We start from the raw sequence: 25,899 nt of genomic DNA, 5'->3' as shown, positions 1-25,899 counted from the left end.
AATAGGAATCTTCAATGGTAGCCTAATCGAAGGATAATCTTTTTCATTTACTTAACAAAAGATCCACCGACCAGGCCAAAATATTTAATTAACTGATATTTTATTTATAAAAACACTTAGTTTTGTTATTATGGAAGAACAACAAAACGAGAATCAGTTAAATATAGAGTTATCAGAAGAAATTGCAGAAGGAATTTTTTCTAACTTAGCTATTATTACCCATTCTAATACCGAATTCGTATTAGATTTTATCCGTGTAATGCCGGGAATTCCGAAGGCTAAGGTGAAATCAAGAATTATCTTAACCCCAGAACACGCAAAGCGTTTATTAGCAGCATTAGAAGATAATATTCAGAAATTCGAAGCCGTAAACGGACGCATCAAGACTCAAGAGGAGCCACCTTTTCCTATGGGCTTCGGCGGACCAACCGCTCAAGCATAAGACTATTCAAAATCTTACAAACAAATGTTTGTTTGCTATGTTAGCATAATATATATTTGTTATTTAACCATATATAGATGAGAAAAATTTTATTGAGCGCATTACTTTCTGCCCCACTTTGGGTTTTGGGGCAGGGTTTCCAGGTTAATTTACAAGGACAGAAACAAATTGGTATGGCAGGTGCAGGTTCTGCATTAGCTTTAGATGAGGCTTCCGTATTTTACAATCCAGGTGCAGTAACTTTCTTAGAGAAAAACTCAGTTTCAGCAGGTGTAAACCCATTGTTATTTAAATCAGCTTTCAGGCAAACCGGTTCGAATGTTACAGAAGATGTGAAGAACAAAATTGCTCCACCTTTCGAGTTTTATGCGGTTTGGGGTCCAAAATCAAATAAATGGAAGTTAGGTTTGGGTGTGTATACTCCTTTCGGAGGGTTGGTAGATTGGGGCGATAATTGGTCTGGTAAATATGCTTTAACCTCATTAAATTTAAAAGCAATCTATTTTCAACCAACATTAAGTATAAAAATTACCGATCGTATTGGTATAGGTGCAGGCTTTGTTTATAACCATGGCGATGTAAATCTTCAAAGAGCTATTCCTGTAAATTTTCCTGACGGCCGTTCAGGAAAAGCAACTTTAGACGGTACCGGAACAGGTTATGGATGGAATGCGGGTTTATATATCAAAACATTAAGCAATATCTCTTTTGCACTCGTACACAAATCGAAGGTAATTACAAAACTTGATGGTGGCTCAGCAGAATTTGAAGTTCCAAAGTCGTTAGAAGGATCTTTTCCCGCTGGAAATACCTTTAACGCTGAATTACCTTTGCCAGCTACCACAAGTTTAGGCGTAGGTATTCCATTGTCAAAAAGCACAGTTTTAGCTTTTGATGCAAGTTGGGTACAATGGCATATTTATCAGGATTTATCTTTTGATTATGCGACCAATACACCTGCGCTTGTTGATACAAAATCAGCGCGCAATTATCGTGATGGTTCTTCGTTTAAATTAGGTATTAACCACCAGGCATCAGAGAAATTAGCATTAAGAGCAGGTGTTGGTTATGCCTTTTCTCCAGTGCAGGATGGGTATGTAACTCCTGAGGCTCCTGATGCGGACCGTTATATTTTAAGTGCAGGTTTAGGCTATACGCCAACCCGCCATTTCGAAGTTAATGCATCGTTCTTTTTTGAAGATGTTAAATCGCGTAAACAAAAGAATATCGAAACGGGCCTGGATGGTACCTTTAAAACTTTGGTTTATGCACCAGGTATTTCGTTAACTTATAAATGGTAGGAGAAATTTAAATGAAAAAATATATATTAAATAGTTTCGTTGCTGCTATCATCCTTTTTGCAGCAGCTTGTAAACCCGAAATAGAAACGCCTGCAGGTACAACCGCCGGACAAGCTAATTTTAGTAAATACATTGCAGTAGGTAACTCCTTAACTTCAGGATATGCTGATGGCGGTTTATATTTGGAAGGACAGAAAGTTGCGTATCCAAACTTAATTGCAGCCAAAATGGCTACGGTAGGTGGTGGGGCATTTACCTCTCCTTTTTTTACTGAAGAACATTCAAATGGCTCAGGTTATATTTCTTTAACAGCACTGGTTAATGGTACCCCAACTTTAACTCCTGTAACTGATAAACTGGCTATAAGAGATGCATCGAAGCATTTAGACAAATACACTAGCGAAATCCAAAACTTAGGTATTCCCGGCATGCGTGTTGATCTGGCTTTTGCAACGGCATTTAGTGCTGCAAATCCATTCTTTGAACGTTTATTAACCGATGCCCAAGTGGGTACTACAAGTTATTTTCAATATGTTCAAACCAAGAACCATACTTTCTTTTCATTGTGGCTTGGAAATAATGATGTATTGGGTTATGCTTTAAATGGAGCGGTAACTGTATCTACTGATCCAACTACCACTTTAACTGATAAGGTTACCTTCTCTTCTTTGTATGCTAATTTTTTAAATGCCTTAACTGCCGGAGGCCAAAAAGGTATAGTTGGTACTATTCCTGATGTAACTGCTGTTCCTTATTTTAATACGGTTACCGTAGCCGCTTTATTAAATGCGGCTAAAGCAATTAATCCTGCAGCAGCAGCTATTTATATCCAAACAGGAACAGGTGCGGTAAGGCCTGCAACTGCTGAAGATTTAATCCGTTTGCCGTTTCAATCAGAAGGCATATTTGGAAAACCAAATGGTTCTGGCATTCCTTATGGCTTGCACCCCTTAAATCCGATTGAAAATAAGTGGGTATTGGATAAGGATGAAGTAATTAAAGTGAAAGATTATGTAAATAGCTATAATAGCAGCATTAAATCTTTAGCCACAAGCAAAGGTTTAGCTATTGCAGACACTTACGCTTATTTTAATCAGGTTAAAACTGGTATTAATGTTCAGGGTGTTGGTATCAATGCTTCATTTATTACTGGTGGCGCATTCTCTTTAGATGGTATTCACTTAACGCCGCGTGGAAATGCAGTAATTGCCAATGTATTTATAGATGCCATTAATGCTAAATACGGTTCTACTGTACCAAACATTGATATTACGCAATATAGAGGCGTTAAATTCCCGGATAAATAATTAGACTTTTAATGGTATAAGAAGAGGCTGTATCATAAATATAGATTGTCATCCTGAGCCTGTCGAAGGACCTGTTAAATACGTTTTAAGGTGTTTCGACAAGCTCTCCGTAGGAGTCCTTTGGACAACATGACAGGATCTAAAGTGAAATTGCATTTATGATACAACCTCTTTTTATTTCGCCGTTACTTTATCTTCTATAAAGTTTATAATTTTTGCGCTTTGATTGGGTTCAAACCAATTGATCTCTTCATCTCTTCTAAACCAGGTGAGCTGGCGTTTGGCAAAGCGACGCGTATTTTGTTTAATTGCTGAAACGGCATCCTCAAGCGATAATTTCCCGTCTAGGTAGTCGAAAAGTTCACTGTAGCCTACCGTGTTTAAAGCATTGTATTTTTTAAATGGTATTAGCGATCTTACTTCTTCTATTAAACCATCAGCTATCATTTGATCAACTCTTCTGTTAATCCGGTCGTAAAGGATAGCACGATCGGTATTGAGACCAATTTTGATGATATTAAATGGTCTTTCTTTTTTTGTTGCAGAAAGCATTGACGAAAGTTTTTGACCTGTTGACAAAAATACCTCTAAACCTCTGATCATTCTTTGTGGATTTTGTTGATCTACCTTTGCGAAATATTCAGGGTCTAATATTGCCAGCTGTTTTTGGATACTTGGTAATCCTTCTTCTTCAAACTGTTTATTCAGCCTTTCACGTATGGTTAAATCAATATCTGGCATTTCATCCAAGCCATTAATTAAGGCATTAACATATAAACCCGAGCCTCCAACCATAATGGCAAGATTGTGGTTTTTGAAAATTTGATCGAGGGTATTTAGACCTTCTATTTCAAAATCGCCAGTACTAAATAGTTGTGAAACCGAATGTGAATCAATAAAGTGATGTTTTGCCGCTGCTAACTCTCCAGCATCAGGTTTGGCCGTTCCTATGGCCATTTCCTTAAAAAACTGACGGGAATCGGCAGAAATGATTTCTGTATCAAAATGTTGCGCCAATTGTATCGCCAAAGCCGTCTTTCCTATAGCGGTGGGGCCAACAATAGAAACTAAGGTTTTTGGTTTTTTAATAGTTTGATCTGCAGTAAGCATAACATTTTAAAAGAAAAAGTCAGATGTATACATCTGACTTTGTATGGATAATAATTCGTTCATTTAATGCTGTTCCCGAAGGTTCGGGTCAGCATGACGATATGGTAATTAATAGTCGTCTTTGTGGCTATCATCTTCGAAGTTATCACTATCAGAAAACTCGTCGCCGAATTCGTCTTCTTCGCTTTCTTCATCTTCATCTCGCTCTTCGGCGTTGATACCCATTTCACCCATGGCTTCCAATTCGTCGGTATCTTCTGGCACAAAGTTCATTTCATTTAAGAAATCAAATTCACTTGCGGCCGCCGCTGCACCTCTCGGATCAACAGCCTGTGGACTATTTTGCTCCATTATTTTTGGCGCCTCACCACTGCTTTTAGCTAAAAATGGGTATTCGATATTTGGATCGGCATCTAGGATTATTTTTACCAGCTCTACATGAAAATCATAAGGGCGATCGAAATTGTAGATATAGTAAAACTTTTGATGCGGATCTTCAATAAAGCCACTTAGTTTAGAATTCTCCATTAAAACTACACGGTCTTTTTTACGTTCGCTTGGTAAATAAGCAATTTCATCACCTTTTAACCAATTATCGGTGCTTACGTAAAAAGAGGAAGATTTTTCGGCATTATAACCTGTAGATCTGTGAATAGCCTTATGCAGGTCTTCAAATGTTTGGTTTGATTTAATGTCGATCTCTCTCACAACATCATCAAAATCTTCGAAAGTAATTCTAAATTTATAAATAGCCATTATAGTGTTTTGGAACCGTAAAAATAAAGTTAATTTATAATTACCACAAATATCAGGTGGCATAAAAGACAGCCTAATTGTAGTGTTTTAGCAATTAAATTATTTATTAACAGGATTTAATCCCATTTGTTTTGCCTGATTTAGCATAAAATTAAATGCTTCTTGATAGTCGTTTGTAATCTCGCCCTCTAATATGGCTTCACGGATGGCATTTTTGATTAAGCCAACCTCTTTTCCTGCATCGAGACCGAAAGTTTCCATGATATCGTTTCCTGAAATAGGGGGCTGCCAGTTTCTAATTTTATCGCGTTCTTCTACATCCTTGAGCTTTTGCTTAACCAGCTCAAAGTTGTTTCGGTATTTTGTTTTTTTGTATTCGTTTTTAGTCGTTACATCGGCATTGCAAAGCAGCATTAAACTTTCAATTTCTTCGCCGGCATCAAAAAGTAATCGCCTAACTGCCGAATCTGTAACGGTTTCCTGCGCCAGAACAATCGGGCGTAAATGAAGCTGTACCAATTTTTGCACGTACTTCATCTTTTCGTTTAAAGGCAGTTTTAACTGTGCAAATATTTTCGGAACCATTCTGGCTCCTCTATCTTCATGCCCATGGAATGTCCAGCCGTGCCCTTCTTCAAAACGTTTAGTGGCTGGTTTGGCAATATCGTGTAAAATAGCCGCCCAACGCAACCATAAATCATCCGTGTCTGCACAGATGTTATCCAATACTTCAAGTGTATGGTAAAAATTGTCTTTATGTCCTTTTCCTTTAATAATCTCTACCCCGTAAAGCTGTGCCATTTGAGGGAAAATGAGCTGCAATAAGCCTGTATCAAAAAGATGTTTAAAGCCCACAGAAGGTTTTTTAGAGAGGATGATTTTATTCATCTCATCGGTAATCCGTTCTTTTGATACAATAGTAATACGCTGTTTTTGCGTTTTTATGGCATTTAGGGCAGCTGGATCGATGTTAAAATTAAGCTGCGAAGCGAAGCGGATTGCCCTCATCATGCGCAAAGGATCGTCAGAAAAAGTAATTTCGGGGTCGAGTGGGGTACGGATGAGTTTATTTTCTAAATCTTTAATCCCGTCAAAGGGATCTAACAATTCACCAAAATGATCAGTATTTAAATTAATGGCTAAAGCATTGATGGTAAAATCTCTGCGCAGCTGGTCATCTTCTAAGGTGCCATCTTCAACAATTGGTTTACGTGAGTCAGAACGGTAAGATTCTTTTCTGGCACCTACAAATTCGACCTCTAAATCCTGATATTTAATATTTGCTGTGCCAAAATTTTTAAAAACAGCAACTTTGGTATTCAGTTTTCTACCTACTGCTTCAGCATATTCTATTCCACTGCCCACAACAACCACATCAATATCTTTTGAAGGGCGATCTAAAAATAAATCGCGTACAAAGCCTCCGATTACATATGCTTCGGTATGGTTCTTATCGGCAATTGTGGATAAGGTTTTAAATATTGGGTTTTGTAGGTGAACCCCTAAATCCCCTGAAGGGGACTTGGAGTTCCCTTCATTTAATTCAGACTGCATATATAAGGGTAATTCATTTGTTCAAAATTAAGCAAAACATTTGGTCGGTAAAGACAGTCAGCGATTCAAAGCCCCTTAGGGGTTGGGGTTTACTTCCTAATAAACTCAAATTGTCCGCCGGGAGAAAGTTTCATAATCGTTGAAGGCTTTCTGTTGGTCCGGTTTTCCTGCTCAAAGTCTACCACGTAATCAACAGCATCAATAATTTCAGGAGCGATGTCGTCAAAGAATTTTGGCGAAGGCTGTCCGCTTAAATTTGCAGAGGTAGAAACGATAGGTTTCCTAAAGCGTTGGATTAATGGTGTGCAAAAATCGTGTTTAACAATCCTGATCCCTACACTTCCATCTGCATTGATTACATTTTGGGCTAAGTTTTTTGCCCCAGAGAAAATAATGGTTAATGGATTCTCAGCATATTCAATTAAATCATATGCCACATCAGGTATTTCGGCCACATAACTTTGCAGTTTGCTGTCTACATCCAATAGTACGATTAAACTCTTTTCTGCAGGGCGGTTTTTTATCTTCAGTAATTTATCTACTGCCTCAGGGTTACTTGCATCACAGCCTAAGCCCCAAATGGTATCCGTTGGATATAGAATAACTCCTCCTGATTTTAATACTTCAAAAGCCTTATTAATTTCGTCTCTTAACATGTTGCAAAGTTAATTTATTTAAGAAGTTTATAAGGAATGTGTTGTAGGAAACTTTGTTGATTTTTGGAGTGCAATTTTACTTAAGATTTAAGTCCCTGTGATACATTTTTTAATCGAATTGTAAAATATTTAGTTAGGATATAGCGCGTCAAAACATAATTAATTAAGGGGTGTTTTTAAACATAACAATCTGATTGTAAAAAATATAAATGATTTTCCTTTTTGATTGTCAAAATCGTTATATTTAATTCAGGTTATTTAAAGAACAACGCACAAAATGAGAACAGCACAAAAATTATTAATGCTTTTTACAGTGGTATTGGCATTAGCAGGATGTACATCACTCCGCACCGCATCAGATTATGATAAAAATGTTGATTTAAGCGGTTACAAAACCTACAATTTTTACGATAAAGGCATAGCAAGAGTTAAGCTTAATAATCTGGATAAACGCAGATTAATGGCCGCGGTTGAATCTGAAATGAACGCCAAAGGATTTACCAAATCAGACAGACCTGATTTATTGGTGAATCTGGTAGTGGTAGCCCGTGAAAAAACCGATGTATATGGTCCAGGATACTATGGTGGCTGGGGTTGGGGCTGGCGTGGCGGCTGGGGAAATCCTTTCTGGGGCGGCGGCGGAACCTATGTAAACCAATATATTGAAGGTACAATCATTATCGATTTCTTAGATCCAGCTAAAAAGATTTTATTCTGGCACGGACAGGGATCTGGTTTTAACCTGGATAGCTTTAACAAAAGAGAAGAACGTTTATATACAGGCGTAAAAGAAATATTGGCACAATACCCACCTAATGTTACAGTTGCTAAATAAAATTTAGCTGTTAAGTTAAAAGATCTGAATAGAATTTATTAATAACAAGGGCTGTTGAATTTTTAAATAAATTCCAGCCCTTTTTCTTTTTTTAGAGACATGGGATTTATTGGCTTGTAAAAAAAGAAACTGTCGATTTGCAGAAATTGAGTTTTTTATATTTGAAAAGCAGGGGTAGTGCTACTATTAACCGTTAGTCCTGCCAATGCTGCAAGTCCTCATCCGATAGAAGGATCGGATTGTGGGCTTTTCGCGAATGTCAGGTTTAGATTGAGCTGGATTGTGGTAATAAATTGATAAACTCCTCTTTGGTAGTAAATAAGGGAGAGTATAAATGATTGTCATCCTGAGCGTAGTTGAAGGATAGTTAAAGCGTTAAATAACAATCCATTAATTGCTGCGTAACCACAGGACTATTGAATTTTTGAACAAATTCCAGCCCTTTTTCTTTCATCTCTTTTTGGAGCTGCGGTCTTTCAAGAATTTGATTAATGGCTTTTGTAAGTCCGTTAGCGTCATCAGGCGAAATGTATAAACTATCTGGTCCGCCAGCTTCTTCCAGGCATGACCCTGTTGCCGCAATAACCGGAACGCCAGAGTATAGCGCTTCGATAATCGGAATGCCAAAACCTTCGTAAAATGAAGGATAAACAAAAACACTAGCCATTTGATATATACCAGGCAGATCGGAAAAAGGGATGTTTTTTAAGAATAGAATTCTGTTTTTAAGGCCAAGTTTCTCTATTTCTTGCTCAACCGTTTTAAAATAAGCCGTTTGTTTGCCTATCACCACCAGTTTATAATCTTCGCTGACCGCTTTTAAGGCCTGCACAACCAATTTTAGATTTTTACGTTCTTCAATGGTGCCAACGTTAAGAATATAGTTTTCAGGTAGTTTATAGGTTGCGCTAATCCTGCTTAATGTTTCTTTCGGGAAAGGTGTTTTAAAACTATCATCACAGCTTTGGTAAATTACATCAATCTTCTCTGGACTAATCCCGTAAAGTTCGATGATATCTGCCTTTGTTTTTTCGCTGATGGCGATAATTTTATTGGCCCGTTTACAAGCAGATTTGCTTTTCCACTCGTATAATTTCCGGTCGATAAATTTGTAATATTGAGGGAAACGAAGGAAAATTAAATCATGAATGGTAACAATTGATTTAATCCTCGTATGTTGTATGGCTAATGGAATTTCATGGCTCAAACCATGAAAAATCTGACAGTCATCCTGGGTTAAATCTTTCAGGATATTTAAAGTCCTCCATAAAAATGGCCCGTTTTTAGGAAGTTTAAGCTCAATGTTATCATTTTCGAAAAACGCATCGATCTGTTTGGCCGCTTTTACTTTGGGAGAATAAACCAGGTATTGATGTTGAGGAAACTGATGTGCCAAATGCTCAATTAAAGATCGGCTGTAATTCCCTAATCCTGTTAAGTTATTAGCCGCACGCTTGCCATCGTATCCAATTTTCATAGAGGTGTAAGGTTTAAGGTAAAAGGTTTAAGGCTTTGGGTGTTACCTTACACCTTAAGCCCTATACCTTAAGCCATTTATACTGCTACATTATTTTCTCTCAACGCATCGTTAAGTGAAGTTTTCTTATCTGTACTTTCTTTACGTTTGCCAATAATTAAAGCACAAGGTACCTGAAATTCGCCAGCAGGGAATTTTTTAGTATAACTTCCTGGTATTACAACCGAACGTGCAGGAACAATTCCTTTATATTCTACTGGCGTAGGACCGGTAACATCGATAATCTTAGTTGATGCTGTTAATACTACGTTAGCACCTAAAACAGCTTCTCTCTCAACTTTAACACCTTCAACAACAATCGCTCTAGAGCCTAGAAATGCATCATCTTCGATAATAACCGGAGCAGCTTGTACTGGCTCTAAAACACCACCAATACCCACGCCACCACTTAAGTGAACGCGTTTACCAATTTGTGCACAAGAACCAACAGTAGCCCAGGTATCAACCATCGTACCTTCATCAACATAAGCGCCGATGTTTACGTATGATGGCATCATGATTACACCTTTTGCTAAAAACGCACCGTAACGTGCACTTGCCATAGGCACAACACGTACACCAGTTGTTTTATAATCGGTTTTTAAATCCATTTTATCGTGGTAAACAAAAGGACCGCTTTTAATTTCTTTCATCTCGCGAATCGGGAAATATAAAATTACCGCTTTCTTTACCCACTCATTAATGCCCCAAGAGTTTAAAACTGGCTCAGCAACGCGGATTTCGCCCTTATCAAGCCCCATAATAACGGCTTCAATGGCTTCGCAATAGTTGCTGTATTTTAAAAGGGTTCTATCCTCCCAAGCGGCTTCAATTAATTTCTTTAAATCTGAATACATGATGTTTTTAAATTTTACGCAAAATAAATCAATTTTTGCTTATTAAATGGTTAATTGTTTAAATTGTTTTGTTGGTAGGTTAATTGTTTAAATCGTTTAAACTGGTTAATGGTGGGTAAGCACATGATATAACAGTTAACCAATTAACCAGTTTCTACAATTAACCAACATAGGAATTAACCTAATTATGTATTTTTGAATTTTATGACAGAGACGGAAAAACTTAGGATAGATAAATATTTATGGGCGATCAGGTTGTTTAAAACGCGGAGCCTGGCCACTGATGCCTGTAAAGCAGGAAGAGTGAAACTCAAAGGTCAGAATATTAAGCCTTCGGCCATTGTAAAAGTTGGTGAGGTTTATCAGGTATCAAAAGGGATCGAAAAGAAAATTATTGAAGTGGTAGAACTGTCGTACAATAGAACAGATTCGCCAACAGCCTTAACAAAATACAAAGATTTAACGCCTGTTGAAGAAACGCATGCTTTTAAATCGATGTTTCATGCACCAAACCTAAAACGCGATAGAGGTACCGGCCGCCCGACTAAAAAAGACCGACGGGAGACAGATGACCTCATTGGAGGAATGTTTGAAGAGGAGGATTAGTTAGTTCCCAGTTTCTAGTTTGCGGTTTTCAGTTTGTGTACTGATCACTGCATACTGTAAATTGAAATACCGCATCCGGTAGCTCATCATTGCTGTTTTGCCCAGTTTTTCGATCAGTTTATAATTGGCAACCGCACCAACCGCTGCACCCACAAATGGAAGCATCTGCGCAAGTTTGGCTAAATCAATATAATCGCGGTATTGCTGTTGGAAGGTAAGCCAGTCAAATTCATCAATATTGGTTGGTAATTGATGGGCTTTATCATCCCAATCCTGCATTTTCGTAAATATATTCTGGCTTTCTTCTTTGCTTGAAAAAGCCAGCTGGAAGATGTGTAAAATATATAAACGTTCGCGGTAATCTTTAACATCATATCCGTAAACTGCGGCAATATCAAAAAGCATTTTCATCTTTATACCCAGCAACAGCGGAAAATCTGCCAGGCTCATTAAAAAACCTCCTGCACCTGTAATTCCGCCTTCAGCAGCACCTGTTTTTTTGTAGTTTTCTATCTTTTGCTTAATTAATGCCTCGCGGTGCATTAGGGTTAAATCGGTAATCGGCTTCGATGTGGTAAATGTTGAACCAAAAAGCACAGCCTTAACCATCTGTTTAATCGCAGTAGTTATGGCATTGTGAACCTTATCGGGAATATAGCTGTTTATTTTTTTCTGCACTTTATTCGTCACTTTATTCAAAAGCGAAGGTTTTTGCAAAGTTTTAAACTTCCAGAAACTTAGTTCACCACTTATTTTTTGTTCATAGGTCATGCTTAATTACTACAATAATTATTCCTTAAAATTTAACATAAAATAACTTTGAAGAATAAAGAATAAACTATATATTTAGTTACCTAATAAATAACTTAATCCTTTCATTATGAAAACTTTAAAATTGTTATGCTTGCTCATGTTTGCTGCTGGAGTAGCAAATGCACAAGGCGTGAAATTTTCTGCTGATAAACCTGCAGCAGGAAGTACAGTTAAATTTACATACGACCCAAAGGGAACCAATCTCGAAAATCTGGCAGATGTAAAATGTACTGGTTATACTTTTTTTTCAAAATCCAGTCCCAAAAGCGCTAAAATTGAACTCACTAAAGACGGAACAGTTTATAAGGGAGAAATTTCTACCCCGGATAGTGTTACCGTGATTGGGCTTGCTTTTTCGGTAGGTGATCAAAAAGATGAAGCGCCTGCCGGTTATGTTTTAGCATTCACTAAAGCAGGTAAAGTGCCAGCTGAAGCTTATCTTAACGAAGCTTTCTTGTATGGATTAGCAGGAAATTACTATTTGGGGCTTACTATCGATCCAGAAAAGGCCATTTCACTGTATAAACAAGCTTTTGCTTTAAAACCCGAGTTGAAAAAGAAAAATCTAAATCAATATCTGTCGCTTGAGTACAAAGCAGATAAAGACAATGGTACAAAGTTGATTAATGAAAATATTTCGACCCTATCAAAACTGAAAGAACCAAAAGAAGAGGACTTGGGTACTGTTATTAGCCTTTACACCCTGTTAAAGAAAAAAGCTCAAGCAGATTCTATTAAAGCCATCATCATTAAAAAGTACCCTACAGGAAATTACGCCTGGAATGATGGGATGAATTCACTTTATAGCACAAAAGATTTTGCCGCACAAATACAAAAGGCCGATGAAATGATTAGCAGATTTAACCTTGATCAAACCAAAAAATTAGATGCCGGTAAGTTGAATTCCATTTATAGTATGTTAGCCAATAGTGCTGTAAAAGCTAAAGATCTGGAGAAATTTAAGGATTATGCCAAAAAGGTCACCGATAAAATGACCAGGGCAAGTTTGTATAACAATAGTTTTGCCTGGCCTTCTGCTGAGAAAAAAGAGAATATCGAGCTTGCTGCCCAGCTTTCAAAACAGTCGCTCGAACTGATAGAAGCATCGAGAAATGATGAGGTGCCAAAATATTACAACACTAAAGAAGAATACCTCAAATATTTAGACGGCGCTTATGGTATGTATGCTGATACTTATGGACTGTTGTTATATCATCAGGGAAAATTTAAAGAGGCTTTGGCTATGCAAGAGAAGGCCATTCCTTTATATGCAACAGTTCCGCCCGATGTATTGTCACGTTATGTAACTTATTTAATTAAAGATGGCCAGGATGATAAAGCATATACTGAGGCCGAAAAATTAATTAAAGAGGGTAAAGGCAATGATTCGCTAAAGAACGAATTTAAAATGCTTTATACTAAACTGAAGAAGGATGGGACTTATGAAACTTACCTGGCCAATTTAGAAAAAGCAGCATTGGAAAAAGAGCGGGCAGAATGGACAAAAAAAATGATTAATATTCCAGCCCCTGCGTTCTCGTTAACTAACCTTAAAGGTGAAACCGTAAGCCTGGCCAGTTTGAAAGGAAAGATTGTAATTTTAGATTATTGGGCAACCTGGTGCGGACCATGCGTGTCTTCTTTCCCAGGTATGCAAAAAGCCTTAAACAAATACGCCAGTAATCCAAATGTGGTATTCCTGTTTGTAAATACCTGGCAAACAGAAGAGAATAGAGAAAAATTGGTAACTGATTTTATTACGGCAAAAAAATACAATTTTAATGTGCTGTACGATACCAAAAACGTAAAAGACCCTTCCAAATTTGATGTGGTAAGTGCCTATAAAGTTGATGGAATCCCAACCAAATTTGTGATTGATGGGGATGGTAATATCAGGTTTAAAGCTGTAGGTTTCTCTGGCTCTGACGATGGTGTGGTGAAAGAAATAGATTCGATGATCGGCTTGCTTGCCGGAAAAGAATCGAGCAAATAAACAATGATTTTAATGAGGGAGAAGTTGTATCATAATATAGATTTGTCATCTGAGCTTATCGAAGGACCTGCTTAAATCCGCTTTAAGGTGTTTCGACAGGCTCAACATGACAGCCTGTCGAAACACCTTTATGATACAACCTCTTTTTATTTAGTATTCTATCCTCATTGGTGAGGTTTCCCATAGTTTAAAGGCTGCTAAAGCTTCATCGCGCATCAGTTGAATAACCGGCAGGCTCCTGTTTTCCATCGGCTTGTCTAGTTCTTCATATATAAATTTATCACTAAAACCAATGTGCTCCGCATCAGCCTTGGTATTTGCATAATAAATCGTGCCAATTCTTGCCCAATAAATGGCACCTAAACACATAGGGCAAGGCTCACAGCTGGTGTAAATTACGCAGCCACTTAAATCGAAAGTATTTAATTCGGTACAGGCCAGTCTAATGGCAGAAACTTCCGCATGTGCAGTTGGATCGTTGGTAGAGGTTACTTTATTTGCCGATTTGGCAATCAACTTCCCATCTTTTACCACTACAGCTCCAAAAGGCCCACCAATGCTTTCGCTTACATTTTGAACAGATAACTCGATTGCCATCTGCATATATTCCTGATGTTGATTGTCCATATTAATTTGATCTTTTATAAAAAACAGCACAAAAAAAATGCCCCGATTTATACGAGGCATTTATATTTTAATCGCTATCCGCTTATTTTTTGCTGTATTCTGCGTTTAAGCCTTTAATTACTTCTGAAGTAACATCTAAACTTTCGTCGGCAAATAAAATAGCGCTGTTACCTTTTGAGTAAGTCAAAACCATTTTATAACCTTTTTCTTTAGCATAACCTTTTAGGTAATCTGCCACTTTATCATAAAGTTTTTCATTTTCAGCAGCTTGCTCGTTCTGTAAAGCACCACCAGCATTTTGTTGGTAAGTTTGTAGTTCTTGTTGTTTACGTGCTAAACGCTCTTCGGTGCTTTTGCGTTGATCGGCCGATAAAGTTTGTGCCGATTGCTGGTATTGTGCCACTTCTCTTTGAAAAGCCTGACCTTTAGCCTGCATGTCTGCCTGAGCATTTTTGGTCTTACCTTCAAATTTCACTTTAAGATCTTTAAAGTATTCATATTTTGTGAGTAACGAGTCGGAGTTTACATACACAATTTTCTCAGCTGGAGAAACCGCTGCAGTAGTACCCTCTGTTTTTTTAGTTTCAGTAGTTTTAGTGTCTTTGTTCTGGCATGCAGAGAAAGCAGTTATCAAAGTTGCTGTTGCAAGTAAACCAAAGGTTTTAAAGGTTCTTCTTTCCATTCTTGTTTAATAAATTTTAGCAAACTTATATAAATTAGTTTTTATATCCAATTTAAAGAAAGGCCTATTGCAATACAAGAGTGCTTTTGCGTTTGGCGTAGCGGGTAAAGCGTTTAATTTACTCAAAGCTAAGCCTCTAACGCTAATCGCGAAAATCTGATAGTGGTGATTTGAAAAGCAAAGCCTGTATTTCAAACTGTTGTTCCTCCCGCTGTCCGCTTTATTTCATGCCAGCTTCCATCGGGTTTAGGTGGCACAGCTGGTATTGCTATTTGGGGTTGCAGGGTGGCCATAGTAAATTTCATAACACCAAACGTTCCTACGGAACGAAAAAAATGTTTCATTTTTTTTCTACCCATGAGGCGTTCCTCTGGAACGGTTTGCGATTTGGAAATCTTAATCCTTAACGTCCCCTTAGGGACGTTTCGTGGGTAGCCAATTGAATAATTGGCGTTTTCGTTCCGTCGGAACGTTTGGTGGGTGCGATAATCCTATAATATTTGCAGGTTGTGACCACCTAAACCCGATTGGAATGGAAAGCTCCCGCTTCTTCTGCGGGACTTATAATGGAAAGCGGGAGGAGACATGGATTGGAATGCCGGTTTTGCTTTCTAAAACCTGATTTAAACCTGTTTTAATCGCTTTAACTGTAATCTCTTAACAGCTCAAAATTTATCCACATATTAGTTTAAATGCCAAAATTTCCGTATTTTTGATACTTATTGTTTTTAATTAAAATATGAGCGAAGAACAGGATTTAAAGTCAAATTATTCGGCAGATAATATACAGGTTTTAGAAGGTTTAGAAGCGGTGCGTAAGCGCCCTTCAATGTATATAGGTGATACTGGTGTAAAAGGTTTACACCATTTGGTTTACGAGGTTGTAGATAACTCAATTGATGAGGCTTTAGCCGGTCATGCAGATACAATCGATGTTAGGATTTTAGAAGGTAACTCCATCAGAGTTGAAGATAACGGTCGGGGTATTCCAACCGGAATTAATACAAAAGAGAATAAATCGGCGCTTGAAATCGTAATGACGGTTTTACACGCGGGTGGTAAATTTGATAAAGATACCTACAAAGTATCAGGCGGTTTGCACGGTGTGGGGGTAAGTTGCGTTAACGCCTTATCTACACATTTAAAAGCCGAAGTTCACCGTGAAGGTAAAATATGGATGCAGGAATATAACATCGGTAAACCTTTATACGATGTTAAAGAAGTGGGTGAAACCGATAAACGCGGTACGATTGTAACTTTTAGTCCGGATGCTACGATTTTTACACAAACTACTGAATATAAATACGATACTTTAGCAGGTCGTTTACGTGAGTTGGCTTTCCTGAATAAAGGAATCACACTAACTTTAACAGATGAGCGCGAAGTTTTAGAAGATGGTAAATTCTTATCAGAAGTATTCCATTCAGAAGGCGGCTTGAAAGAATTTGTTGCCTTTTTAGATGGAACAAGAGCATCTTTCTTGCCTGAACCAATTTATATCGAGGGTATCAAAAATGGTATTCCCGTTGAATTGGCTTTTCAGTACAACGATAGTTATTCAGAAAATGTTCACTCTTATGTGAATAATATTAATACACACGAGGGGGGAACGCATATTGCAGGTTTCCGTAGGGGTTTAACCCGTACTTTAAAAGCTTATGCTGATAAATCGGGTTTGTTGAAAAATCTTAAAATGGAAATTACGGGTGATGACTTTAGAGAAGGTTTAACCGCGGTAGTTTCGGTAAAGGTACAGGAACCTCAGTTTGAAGGGCAAACCAAAACCAAACTGGGTAACAGTGAGGTAATGGGAGCAGTAGATGTTGCTGTTGGTGAAGCGTTAGGTTACTATTTGGAAGAAAATCCGAAAGAAGCTAAAATGATCATCAACAAGGTAATTTTAGCGGCTACTGCACGTGCTGCGGCGCGTAAGGCCCGCGAAATGGTGCAGCGTAAGAGTGTGATGGGCGGATCTGGTTTACCAGGTAAATTAGCCGATTGCTCAGATAGTGATCCGGAAAGATGTGAAATTTATCTGGTAGAGGGTGATTCGGCGGGTGGTACCGCTAAACAAGGTCGCGATCGAAACATTCAGGCTATTTTACCATTAAAAGGTAAAATCTTGAACGTAGAAAAAGCGATGGAGCACAAAATCTATGAGAATGATGAGATCAAAAACATGTTTACCGCTATCGGTGTAAGTATTGGTACACCAGAAGATGATAAAGCATTAAACCTAACTAAATTACGTTACCACAAGATCGTAATTATGACGGATGCTGATATTGATGGTTCTCACATTACCACATTGATCTTAACATTCTTCTATCGTTATATGAGGGCCTTAATCGAAGCGGGTTATGTTTACATTGCATCGCCACCGCTTTACCAGGTTAAAAAAGGTAAAGATTTCGAATATTGCTGGAATGATGTACAACGCGATGCAGCTGTACAACGTATTAAAGGGAATGGTAAAGAAGATAGCGTGCACATTCAGCGTTACAAAGGTTTGGGTGAGATGAACGCAGAACAACTCTGGGATACCACGTTGAATCCTGCTACACGTACTTTATTACAGGCTACAATCGAAAGTGCTGCAGAATGTGATCATACTTTCTCTATGTTAATGGGCGATGAAGTTGCTCCACGTAGAGAGTTTATTGAACGTAATGCAAAATACGCGAAAATTGATGCTTAATTGAGCTGAAAGCTCAAAGAAAAAGCTGATAGCGAAATAAATGAAACCTCTCCAAGTTAAATCTTGGAGAGGTTTTTTTTTGATTGTGGTGTAAGATGTTACCATCTTACACCACATTGAATTTTTCTGTTTTGGATGAGTTTAATTGTCATAAGTCAGATGGTAACATCTGACTGCACCTGGATCGTGGTGTAAGATGTTGCCATCTTACACGGCATTAAATTTTTCTTTTTTGTAAATTGAGTTTTTATAAGTCAGATGGTAACATCTGACTACACAAGAAAAACCAAAGCCATTCCGTTTACGAATGGCTTTGGTTCACTATAAACCTTTCAAAATGATTGTGCTATCCAGTACAAATACATTTTGATTAACTAACCATCTCAATGGATGAGATTATTTTACGGCAATTATTATTACAGGATGTAATAAGACCCTACAGGTGCCAATTCGGTTTGAGGTTTATCCTCGTATATTTTATTATCGTCCAGCATCTGGCATAGATCGCGTTCAATCGTTCTGCAGATCGTTGTGGTTGGTGTATCTGTAGGTTTATTTTCAAAAGGATCCTGAAGATGTACCGCCATTTTTTCTACCAGTAAAAAGAATGCAGCAATAGCCACCACTAAAGGAACTTCCATGTAACCAAAGTACTCAATTAAACCAAAAGGCAGTAACACGATGAATAAATGGATAGACATGTTAATGTATTTGCTATAAGTAACCGGAAAAACGGTGTTTTTTATTCTTTCCGATCCGCCCATATGGTTGCATAAAGCTGTAATGGTTTTATCGATTTCTATCTGCTGATATTTATTGATCCAGCCTTCTTGCAATGCCTTTTTTAAGTCCATGGCGTGTAACTCCAATATCGTTGCAGTTACATTTTTACGTTTTTTAATAAAAGCGATTTCCTCTTCACATAGGTATTCTTCCAAACCTTTACGTGGGTTAAAACCTCTTAGCGATTGACTTAAGGCGTAACACCAGGCAATCTGCCTTTTTATAAAACGTTCTTTAAATGCCTCAACCTCATCTAAGCCATAAGGATTTTCTACAAAAGATAATATCTGGCGCGATAGGGTTCTGGAATCGTTAACAATTGCACCCCAAAGAATTCTGGCTTCCCACCATCTATCGTAAGCCTGGTTAGACCGGAATGCTAATAGCAGGGAAATGATTGTTCCCAGTAGCGCTGGCACAGCAACAGGAATGGAAATACGTGTAACATGAAAGTTTTCATACAACACTACAATACCTATAGAGTAGCCAATAACAAACAGAAGTTCCTTTTTGATCTTTCCGAATATATAAGTGAGCGGAATATTATTTCGTAACAGCATAATATAAAGTTTAAAATGTGATAATTAAGCGTTTGCTTCTTGCAACTGTGTTTCGTTTATTTTTGTGTCAATTAAATTTTCACTGGCATGAACAGTTAATGTGTTTAATTGAATCACTTCGCAGCCTGCACGTTCTGTTAATATTTTAGGATCGATGCTATATTTATTGATCGGCGTAAAATTGTATTCTTTTAAGTAGGCAATGCGCTCTACATCAAAAGCTTCGATAAAGTTTTTGAAAGCGGCTACTGTACTTCCGTAAAAATATTCGATGCCAATGGCATTGATCTGACTAGGATATTTTGCCTTAGCTTGATTGATCTGCTGATAAAATTCGTCGCTAACATTTTCGTAATCGCGGCTGCGGCGACTCAACATTAACATATCGGTTATAGAATCTGATAATTTAAAGGCATGTACAAAAATGATGTTTAAGCTTTCATTTTTTTGATGTTGAACAAGTGCATCAATAATTTTAATGCTTTCTAATTTAAAGTCGGTTGGTACTAATACTGTTTTCATCGCTATATCTTGTTTAAATGAATTGAAAAATTATTTATACAAGTTTAGCTTGATGTTATTATAGCGAAATAAGAGTAAGATTAGAATGAGATTAGAGTGTACTCCTTTTTTGAGTGGACAGTTCACCGGTTCATTTGTCATTGGTTCATTTGTTTGGGAGCCAATAACTAAAAATCAGTTAATAGTATGAACTAATGGCCAGTGAACTAATGAACCATTAACTTTTCGTCGGCAATAAAACCTTGATCTCAGTGCCAACTCCTTCCTGCGATTTAATAGCAATACTACCTCGGTGTAAACGGATAATATTCAACGAAAGTGGTAGGCCAACGCCATATCCCTTAAAATCGTTGGTGTTAGATGCACGATAAAAAGGTTCAAATATATGCTGTATATCTGTTTGTGGTATTCCAATTCCTCTATCCGTTACAGCAATAGAAAGCATATTGGCATTGCTTTCAATACTAATACTTACCAGATTCTCATTTGAGTATTTACAGGCATTGTTTACAATGTTGCTGATGGCAAGCTTAATCAGATTTTTGTTTACCCGCAGGGTTAGTAGTTCATCATCATCAGGAAGTTTGGTAAAATCGATTTCTATCTGACTGTTGGGGTGTACCTGATTAACGGATTCTTTAATTTCCCATAACAGTTCGTCCATCCGCACCTCTTCCCAGGGTTGGTTCTTTCCGTTAAATCCAGATTGTGCCAGGCCCAGTAAACTGGTTAAGATATGTTCTAATCTTTCTGCCTCATCCTTAATTTTTGCTAATGCTTTTTCCTGTTTTGCGGTATCCTCGATGGTCTTCATTGCTAGCTCAACTTCACCACTAATAATGGTTAATGGTGTTCTTAACTCGTGCGAAGCATTACTGATAAAGTTATTCTGTGTTTCGAAAGCTGTTTCTAAACGGTTAAGCATGTTATTAAAGGTTTGGGCCAATTGTGACATTTCATCGTTACCTTCTTTTACATCCAGTCTTAAATGCAAATTTTCCGCTTTTATCTTTTTTACACTCTTAATTATATTTCTTAAGGGCATTAACATGTAATTGGAAAATTTCCAGCCAACTACAAAAGATAAAACAACAGAAAGAAAAAAACCGATAATCAATATTCTTTGCAGGTCTTTTAGTTCCCGAAAGCCGAAAGGATCGTTTGCAGAAACAATTACAATATATCTGGTATGGTTGTTTTTAAAGAATTTACCTGCGTAAAAGTGGTTTTCGACCCGGTAACGCGCCATATTGCCTGTCTTTATACGGTTATAAAAACTAGCTGGTAATTCGCGGTCAACTTTACCGGGTGCTTTGCCAGCCTCAAAGATGTATTCTTTCTCAGAGGGTAAGCGCTCCAGGTATTGATTACGCATTTTAGCGTAAACCTTATTGTTGCCATCTTCGTACAGTTTGATTTGGGCAGCAATCTTAACCCTGGCTTCTAAACGTTTATAAAAATCTTCAAAGGCGAAATCGTTAGAAAAATACCAAACAAAACCACTTAATAAAGAGATAATAATTGCCGATAGAATGGCGAAAAGTAAGGTGATCTTCTTGGCTATCTTCATTATTTTTCTTTTAATATATAGCCCAGGCCTACCACAGTGTGAATAAGTTTCTGATCGGAATTTTTATCTATTTTTTTGCGGAGATAATTAACATAAACATCAACCACATTGGTGCCAAGGTTAAAATCGATATCCCAAACGTTTTCTAAAATGTCTATCCGCGATAGAATTTTTGATTTGTTTTTGGCCATATACTCAAGCAGCCGATATTCTGTTGCCGTAAGTATAATTTCCTGTTGGTTTCGTTTTACTGTTTTTGCGCTTAAATTTAGCTGGAGGTCTGCTATGGAGACAATCTGATCTTGCGAAACCACACCATGATATCGCCTCAACAGCATTCTGATCCTTGCAAAAAGTTCAGCAAATTTAAATGGCTTTATTAAATAATCATCCGCACCATTATCCAGTCCGTTTACTACATTTTCTGTAGTACCCAAAGCGGTAAGCATAATAATAGGTGTATTTGGTTTTTGATCTTTAATGATTTTGCAAAGTTCCAAACCATTTATTCCAGGTAGCATAATATCGAGAATAATCAGATCGAACTGATTTTCTATAGCCATCTGTTTCCCGATTAAACCATCAGGAGCTATACTTACGGTAAATCCCTCATCGGTTAAACCCCTCGAAATTACAGATACAACGCTCGGTTCATCTTCTACAAGTAATAAATTCATTTTGCTGGCAAGTAATCTAAAAAATAGGGAATTACAAAATATTAATCGCTGGTTAACTGATTTTTAATGCTTTTTTAACGCAAAGCCGACACAATTGTTTGGATGATTGCAAATTGACGTAAAAAAAAGCCTCTCAAAAGAGAAGCTAGTTATGTTTTAACCACAGAGAGAATAGAGGAAAGGCACAGCGTGCGCAGAGGTTTTTCTTGCGCTTTAGGCTTCCATCATCCATCATTAAAAGGGTCATCGACTCCGCTCAGGATGACTCACCGCCGATATCGCTCAAAAAGACAAGTCGATCAAACTCCCTTTTCCGATTTTTCCTTCAAATATTTTAGCCCATCTTCAAAATCTTTCCCAATCATTTTGTCCATACTCACAAACACACACATCCATTTACTGATTAGGTTATTTTCTCCACTCATTGTCCAGGTTACCTTATTGCTGCTTTCCTCTGGCTGAATGTCGAATTTTGTATCCGCTAAACTTTCAAAAGGCTCAATAAATTTTAATTCGATATCTACCTGTTTGTTAGGTGTTACACTTTTTATTTTCATGTAGCCACTTCCTGTTTCTTTACCTTTCCATTCGTAAATATGGCCCGGTTCGCCCGCAACGCCACCGTAGGTAGTTTTTGCCGAAGGTTCCATTTTTGCCCATGGATTCCATTTGTAGAATTCTTTAAAGTCGGCAATGTTTTTATAAATTACACTGTCTGGAGCATTGATTACTGTAGACCTGCTTACTGTATAACTTTTTGGTAAAAAGAAGCCACCCAGAATAATGATTATTGCCAATACGACAATGATGCCTAGTAAGATTTTGAGAAATTTCATAATTTGATTTAGTTTGGTTAACTAAATTTATAAAGAAAGCAGTTTAAATCAAAGCAGAAAATCTATACAATTTTAATCTTCGATTGAGGCGAATTTATTTTAAAATGCATTAAATCGGCAATAGATTGTGCCTTTTGTTTAATCAGATTGGCATTTTCTCCCTTAAAAAGATCGTCTACAGTTTGGAAGAACAGGTTTTTCCAGGTCTCGAATGCCTCAGTTTGTAACGGCGTTTGTTCGTTTAGCGCAAAATGAGTAAGCATAGGGTTGCCTTTGTAAATTGCTTTTCCGAAAAGGATGCTTTCCCAGAAATCGTACATTTTAGGTAAGTGGTGCGACCAGTCTACTTTGGCAACATCGGTAAATATGGGACCTATCTGTTTATTAAGCGCAACATTTTTGTAAAATGTATCCACTAAAAGGACAATATCTTCTCTATTATGAATATCTTTTTTCATGGTACAGTGATTTTAAACTTAAAAAACCCAGAACAATTAATGACAGAAATTTTAAGGCATCGATAATGATGTATAAAATATGGTGATAACTTTTAATTGGAGCATGGCCTGCCAAAACCAGCTTTGCCCTCTCATCAAGTATTGGCAATAGCCAAAAAGTGTCTACCATTAAAAGGATCGTAACCGAGAAAAGTAAAATACTGCGGCTGTTTTTTAAAGGTGCTGGTAAGGAGGAGCCTAATATGATGATAACCAATACGATCTCTATTTTATTAAGTGCCTGAAAAACCAATTGCCCTATGCCTAAACCAAGTGGGATGGTAATTCCTGGAGCCTGGAATTTTAATGGAGCTTCTAAAAAACTAATTCCACCAATTAAACCTGCCCAAAAAATGACACAAAAGATTGTGATTAACTTTTTCATCAGGTTCAAATATCATTTAAAATGGCTTAATAAAAATGATTAAAGTCATAAAGTAAAATTACATTTATCGATAAAGCTTAAGGATCATCTTCTTGTAATTAATAACTGCTTTATATTGCATTAATATATCTCCACCAATAATACTCATAATAGGCGGGTGGCCAAATTGTTGGTAGGTTTCGCTAACCGATTGCAAATCGAAAGCTACTGTTTCGTAGTTTTTGATCTTTAACGATCCGATTTTTACCTCAGGAATAGTTGCCTGAATGGTAGTGGTGGTGGTAAAAAGAGTGGCTGCATTAATCTCTTCTGATACTTGCAGGCTTTCTGGTAGGTGTTGTTCAATCAACGATTTATCGAACACACTTCGAGAGGCACCGGTATCTAAAACAGCAAAATGTTTTTCCTTAAAAACAACAATTTCCACCAAAAGGTGGAAACCGTCGTCCTGTAAGTTTATCAGTTTTAATGGGATTGAAATTGATTTCATTGTTTATGATGTCTACTGCCCTTCGACTACGCTCAGGGTGACAAATATTTAAGTGTAAAAAAGGCCGCGGATTGAACTACACGGATATAAAAGAACGATCGTCATTCTCGCGCAGGCGGGAATCTTAAAGCCTATTGCATTAAGATTCCCAATCGAGTTGGGAATGACGAACCGAGGAAACCTATTTTAGTAATTTAATGCTTTCGTTAAAAATTAATCTTAAGAATGGCCTTAAACCAACTTCATTTCTGCCAGTACATTATTCATGTTCCTTACCGCATCGGCACTTTTGTTAAATGCAGCCTGCTCATCATCGGTTAATTTAAAATCGATGATTTTTTCCCAGCCATTACGACCAATAATTACGGGTACGCCTAAACAGATATCTTCCTGTCCGTATTCTCCTTCAAGCGAAACGCAGCAGGTAAACAGTTTTTTCTCATCACGTAAAATTGCTTCAACCAATGCAGCGCCTGCAGCACCCGGTGCATACCAGGCAGAAGTGCCGATTAAGCCTGTTAAAGTAGCACCGCCAACCATGGTATCGGCTGCAACTTTATCAAGAGTAGCTTTATCCAATAAATTACTAACCGGTAAACTTTGGTATGTAGCTAGGCGGGTTAAAGGAATCATGGTGGTATCGCCGTGGCCGCCAATTACAAAGCCCTGTAAATCGTTAGGGTTGCAATTTAATGCTTGCGATAAATAAAATTTGAAGCGGGAGCTATCCAACGTTCCGCCCATGCCGATAATACGGTTTTTAGGTAGGCCTAACGATTTTAAGGCTAAATAAGTCATCGTATCCATTGGGTTACTGATTACGATGAAGATAGCTTCAGGAGAGTATTTTAAAATATTTTCGGCAACACCTTTAACAATACCGGCATTAATGCCAATCAGCTCTTCGCGGGTCATCCCTGGTTTGCGGGGCAGGCCCGAGGTAATTACCACCACATCAGAACTAGCCGTTTTGCTGTAATCGCCGGTTACACCGGTAATTTTAGTGTCGAAACCCAAAAGCGTTGCGGTTTGCATCATGTCGATCGCTTTGCCCTCGGCAAAACCCTCTTTAATATCTAACAGGACTAGTTCGTTCGCTAATTCTTTGCGGGCAATATTATCTGCACAAGTGGCACCAACTGCGCCTGCGCCAACAACCGTTACTTTCATATATTTTATTTTAATGGTTTGCGTATCGTTAAATATTTAATCGAAGGTAGAAATAAATATAGGGTTTAAAAATCCTTTTCAAAACTTTATAATTTGATGATGGTTTACTTAATAAGTTCAAAAGCAGAAGCATAAAAGTAAAGGCCAATTATGGAAAACAAACCCATTTCAAATATCGATTATAAAGCCTTTGAAGGTAAATGGTATTCATTATATTCTATCCCAACTTTATTGGATAAACATTGGAAACAAACCACCGAAACCTACACGCTGGCTGACAACGATCATTTTGATGTTTATACTACTTATCACAAAGAAGGAAAACCTGAAGAAAAGTCGATCACTTCCAAACTGTTTTTCGATGAAGAAAAGCATGATGGTGATATGAAGGCACAATTTTTATGGCCTTTTAAAATCGGTTACTGGATTATCGAACTGGCTGAAGATTATAGTTATGTGGTTGTAGGTCATCCCGATGAAAAGTACCTGTTTATTATGGCACGCGAACCCAAGATGGAGGCTGATTTATTGGTGCACATCATCGAAAGGTGCAGGCAGAAGGGGTATGACGTAAGTGAGTTGGTGAGTCAGGAGCATTTTTAAAAATTCTTCTCATTCTGAAGGGTAATTTATGGCGTAAATATCAATACGAATGA

At 37.6% G+C, this 25,899-nt stretch carries 26 protein-coding genes; 8 read left to right on the top strand and 18 right to left on the bottom strand.

Annotation, left to right across the window (positions count from 1 at the left end; genetic code table 11):
* Window positions 1–130 precede the first annotated feature (130 nt).
* The 3 genes from AC07VK_RS19645 (at window position 131) to AC07VK_RS19635 (ending at window position 3,050) form a co-directional block, all read left to right on the top strand.
* Window positions 131–442: a DUF3467 domain-containing protein gene (locus AC07VK_RS19645; RefSeq protein ID WP_055914859.1), complete on the top strand. Its 312-nt coding sequence runs from the start codon at window positions 131–133 to the stop codon at window positions 440–442.
* Between the two features lie 77 nt (window positions 443–519).
* On the top strand, window positions 520–1,743 hold the full coding sequence (locus tag AC07VK_RS19640; RefSeq protein ID WP_492954554.1) for an OmpP1/FadL family transporter: 1,224 nt from the start codon (window positions 520–522) through the stop codon (window positions 1,741–1,743).
* Between the two features lie 11 nt (window positions 1,744–1,754).
* Complete coding sequence (locus tag AC07VK_RS19635) at window positions 1,755–3,050, top strand: SGNH/GDSL hydrolase family protein (protein WP_492962662.1); 1,296 nt, start codon at window positions 1,755–1,757, stop codon at window positions 3,048–3,050.
* Window positions 3,051–3,224: 174 nt separating this feature from the next.
* Here AC07VK_RS19635 and miaA read toward each other — a convergent pair whose 3' ends face one another.
* The 4 genes from miaA to AC07VK_RS19615 form a co-directional block, all read right to left on the bottom strand.
* Window positions 3,225–4,160 carry a tRNA (adenosine(37)-N6)-dimethylallyltransferase MiaA gene (miaA, locus tag AC07VK_RS19630; RefSeq protein WP_492962660.1) on the bottom strand — a complete coding sequence of 312 codons (936 nt, stop codon included), beginning with the start codon at window positions 4,158–4,160 and terminating at the stop codon, window positions 3,225–3,227.
* 108 nt (window positions 4,161–4,268) lie between these two features.
* Window positions 4,269–4,916: an IS1096 element passenger TnpR family protein gene (locus AC07VK_RS19625; RefSeq protein ID WP_057932466.1), complete on the bottom strand. Its 648-nt coding sequence runs from the start codon at window positions 4,914–4,916 to the stop codon at window positions 4,269–4,271.
* Window positions 4,917–5,015: 99 nt separating this feature from the next.
* Window positions 5,016–6,470 carry a CCA tRNA nucleotidyltransferase gene (locus AC07VK_RS19620; protein ID WP_492954557.1) on the bottom strand — a complete coding sequence of 485 codons (1,455 nt, stop codon included), beginning with the start codon at window positions 6,468–6,470 and terminating at the stop codon, window positions 5,016–5,018.
* Between the two features lie 89 nt (window positions 6,471–6,559).
* Window positions 6,560–7,126 (bottom strand): L-threonylcarbamoyladenylate synthase, encoded by a 567-nt coding sequence (locus tag AC07VK_RS19615; protein WP_492954558.1) that lies wholly within the window; start codon window positions 7,124–7,126, stop codon window positions 6,560–6,562.
* A gap of 277 nt (window positions 7,127–7,403) precedes the next feature.
* On the opposite strand from AC07VK_RS19615, the gene AC07VK_RS19610 reads away from it, so the two are divergent.
* Window positions 7,404–7,961, top strand: a complete 558-nt coding sequence (locus AC07VK_RS19610) for a DUF4136 domain-containing protein (protein WP_492954559.1) — start codon at window positions 7,404–7,406, stop codon at window positions 7,959–7,961.
* Window positions 7,962–8,328: 367 nt separating this feature from the next.
* Here the strand turns inward: AC07VK_RS19610 and AC07VK_RS19605 are convergent, their stop codons facing one another.
* The gene (locus tag AC07VK_RS19605) at window positions 8,329–9,438 is read right to left on the bottom strand and encodes a glycosyltransferase family 4 protein (RefSeq protein WP_492962658.1); all 1,110 of its coding nucleotides are present in this window, start codon (window positions 9,436–9,438) and stop codon (window positions 8,329–8,331) included.
* 77 nt (window positions 9,439–9,515) lie between these two features.
* Window positions 9,516–10,334 carry a 2,3,4,5-tetrahydropyridine-2,6-dicarboxylate N-succinyltransferase gene (locus AC07VK_RS19600; protein WP_184469604.1) on the bottom strand — a complete coding sequence of 273 codons (819 nt, stop codon included), beginning with the start codon at window positions 10,332–10,334 and terminating at the stop codon, window positions 9,516–9,518.
* Window positions 10,335–10,538: 204 nt separating this feature from the next.
* Here AC07VK_RS19600 and AC07VK_RS19595 point away from each other — a divergent pair, with 204 nt between their 5' ends.
* Window positions 10,539–10,940, top strand: coding sequence for an RNA-binding S4 domain-containing protein (locus AC07VK_RS19595; protein WP_029279693.1), 402 nt, complete (start codon window positions 10,539–10,541; stop codon window positions 10,938–10,940).
* Here AC07VK_RS19595 and AC07VK_RS19590 read toward each other — a convergent pair whose 3' ends face one another.
* A complete protein-coding gene (locus AC07VK_RS19590; protein WP_492962655.1) occupies window positions 10,941–11,711 on the bottom strand; it encodes an EcsC family protein in 771 nt (256 codons plus the stop codon). It lies immediately after the preceding gene.
* 109 nt (window positions 11,712–11,820) lie between these two features.
* Between AC07VK_RS19590 and AC07VK_RS19585 the strand changes: the two genes are divergently transcribed.
* Entirely contained in the window at window positions 11,821–13,746 is a 1,926-nt protein-coding gene (locus tag AC07VK_RS19585; RefSeq protein WP_492962653.1) for a TlpA family protein disulfide reductase, read from the top strand.
* Between the two features lie 150 nt (window positions 13,747–13,896).
* Here AC07VK_RS19585 and AC07VK_RS19580 read toward each other — a convergent pair whose 3' ends face one another.
* A complete protein-coding gene (locus tag AC07VK_RS19580) occupies window positions 13,897–14,373 on the bottom strand; it encodes a nucleoside deaminase (protein WP_492962651.1) in 477 nt (158 codons plus the stop codon).
* Between the two features lie 82 nt (window positions 14,374–14,455).
* Window positions 14,456–15,055: an OmpH/Skp family outer membrane protein gene (locus AC07VK_RS19575; RefSeq protein WP_492954565.1), complete on the bottom strand. Its 600-nt coding sequence runs from the start codon at window positions 15,053–15,055 to the stop codon at window positions 14,456–14,458.
* 739 nt (window positions 15,056–15,794) lie between these two features.
* Here AC07VK_RS19575 and gyrB point away from each other — a divergent pair.
* On the top strand, window positions 15,795–17,753 hold the full coding sequence (gene gyrB, locus AC07VK_RS19570; protein WP_086545171.1) for a DNA topoisomerase (ATP-hydrolyzing) subunit B: 1,959 nt from the start codon (window positions 15,795–15,797) through the stop codon (window positions 17,751–17,753).
* Between the two features lie 416 nt (window positions 17,754–18,169).
* On the opposite strand, the gene AC07VK_RS19565 is transcribed toward gyrB, so the two are convergent.
* From AC07VK_RS19565 to mdh, 9 genes are all read right to left on the bottom strand, one after another.
* The gene (locus AC07VK_RS19565) at window positions 18,170–19,096 is read right to left on the bottom strand and encodes a bestrophin family protein (RefSeq protein WP_492954566.1); all 927 of its coding nucleotides are present in this window, start codon (window positions 19,094–19,096) and stop codon (window positions 18,170–18,172) included.
* 24 nt (window positions 19,097–19,120) lie between these two features.
* Window positions 19,121–19,618: a hypothetical protein gene (locus AC07VK_RS19560; protein WP_492954567.1), complete on the bottom strand. Its 498-nt coding sequence runs from the start codon at window positions 19,616–19,618 to the stop codon at window positions 19,121–19,123.
* Between the two features lie 217 nt (window positions 19,619–19,835).
* Window positions 19,836–21,188 (bottom strand): sensor histidine kinase, encoded by a 1,353-nt coding sequence (locus AC07VK_RS19555; protein WP_492962649.1) that lies wholly within the window; start codon window positions 21,186–21,188, stop codon window positions 19,836–19,838.
* Entirely contained in the window at window positions 21,188–21,865 is a 678-nt protein-coding gene (locus tag AC07VK_RS19550; RefSeq protein ID WP_492954569.1) for a response regulator transcription factor, read from the bottom strand. Before AC07VK_RS19550 ends, AC07VK_RS19555 begins: the two co-directional genes overlap by 1 nt.
* A gap of 299 nt (window positions 21,866–22,164) precedes the next feature.
* The gene (locus AC07VK_RS19545) at window positions 22,165–22,701 is read right to left on the bottom strand and encodes an SRPBCC family protein (protein ID WP_492962647.1); all 537 of its coding nucleotides are present in this window, start codon (window positions 22,699–22,701) and stop codon (window positions 22,165–22,167) included.
* Window positions 22,702–22,763: 62 nt separating this feature from the next.
* On the bottom strand, window positions 22,764–23,159 hold the full coding sequence (locus AC07VK_RS19540; RefSeq protein WP_492954571.1) for a group III truncated hemoglobin: 396 nt from the start codon (window positions 23,157–23,159) through the stop codon (window positions 22,764–22,766).
* Window positions 23,140–23,583, bottom strand: a complete 444-nt coding sequence (locus AC07VK_RS19535; protein ID WP_492962645.1) for a hypothetical protein — start codon at window positions 23,581–23,583, stop codon at window positions 23,140–23,142. Before AC07VK_RS19535 ends, AC07VK_RS19540 begins: the two co-directional genes overlap by 20 nt.
* A gap of 64 nt (window positions 23,584–23,647) precedes the next feature.
* On the bottom strand, window positions 23,648–24,073 hold the full coding sequence (locus AC07VK_RS19530; RefSeq protein ID WP_492962643.1) for an aspartyl protease family protein: 426 nt from the start codon (window positions 24,071–24,073) through the stop codon (window positions 23,648–23,650).
* Between the two features lie 231 nt (window positions 24,074–24,304).
* Entirely contained in the window at window positions 24,305–25,243 is a 939-nt protein-coding gene (mdh, locus tag AC07VK_RS19525) for a malate dehydrogenase (protein WP_492962641.1), read from the bottom strand.
* A gap of 150 nt (window positions 25,244–25,393) precedes the next feature.
* Here mdh and AC07VK_RS19520 point away from each other — a divergent pair, with 150 nt between their 5' ends.
* The gene (locus AC07VK_RS19520; RefSeq protein ID WP_492962639.1) at window positions 25,394–25,846 is read left to right on the top strand and encodes a lipocalin family protein; all 453 of its coding nucleotides are present in this window, start codon (window positions 25,394–25,396) and stop codon (window positions 25,844–25,846) included.
* Window positions 25,847–25,899 lie beyond the last annotated feature (53 nt).

The organism is Pedobacter sp. GW821-FHT01D05, assembly GCF_059422505.1.
This window is presented reverse-complemented; position numbering and strand designations above follow the sequence as displayed.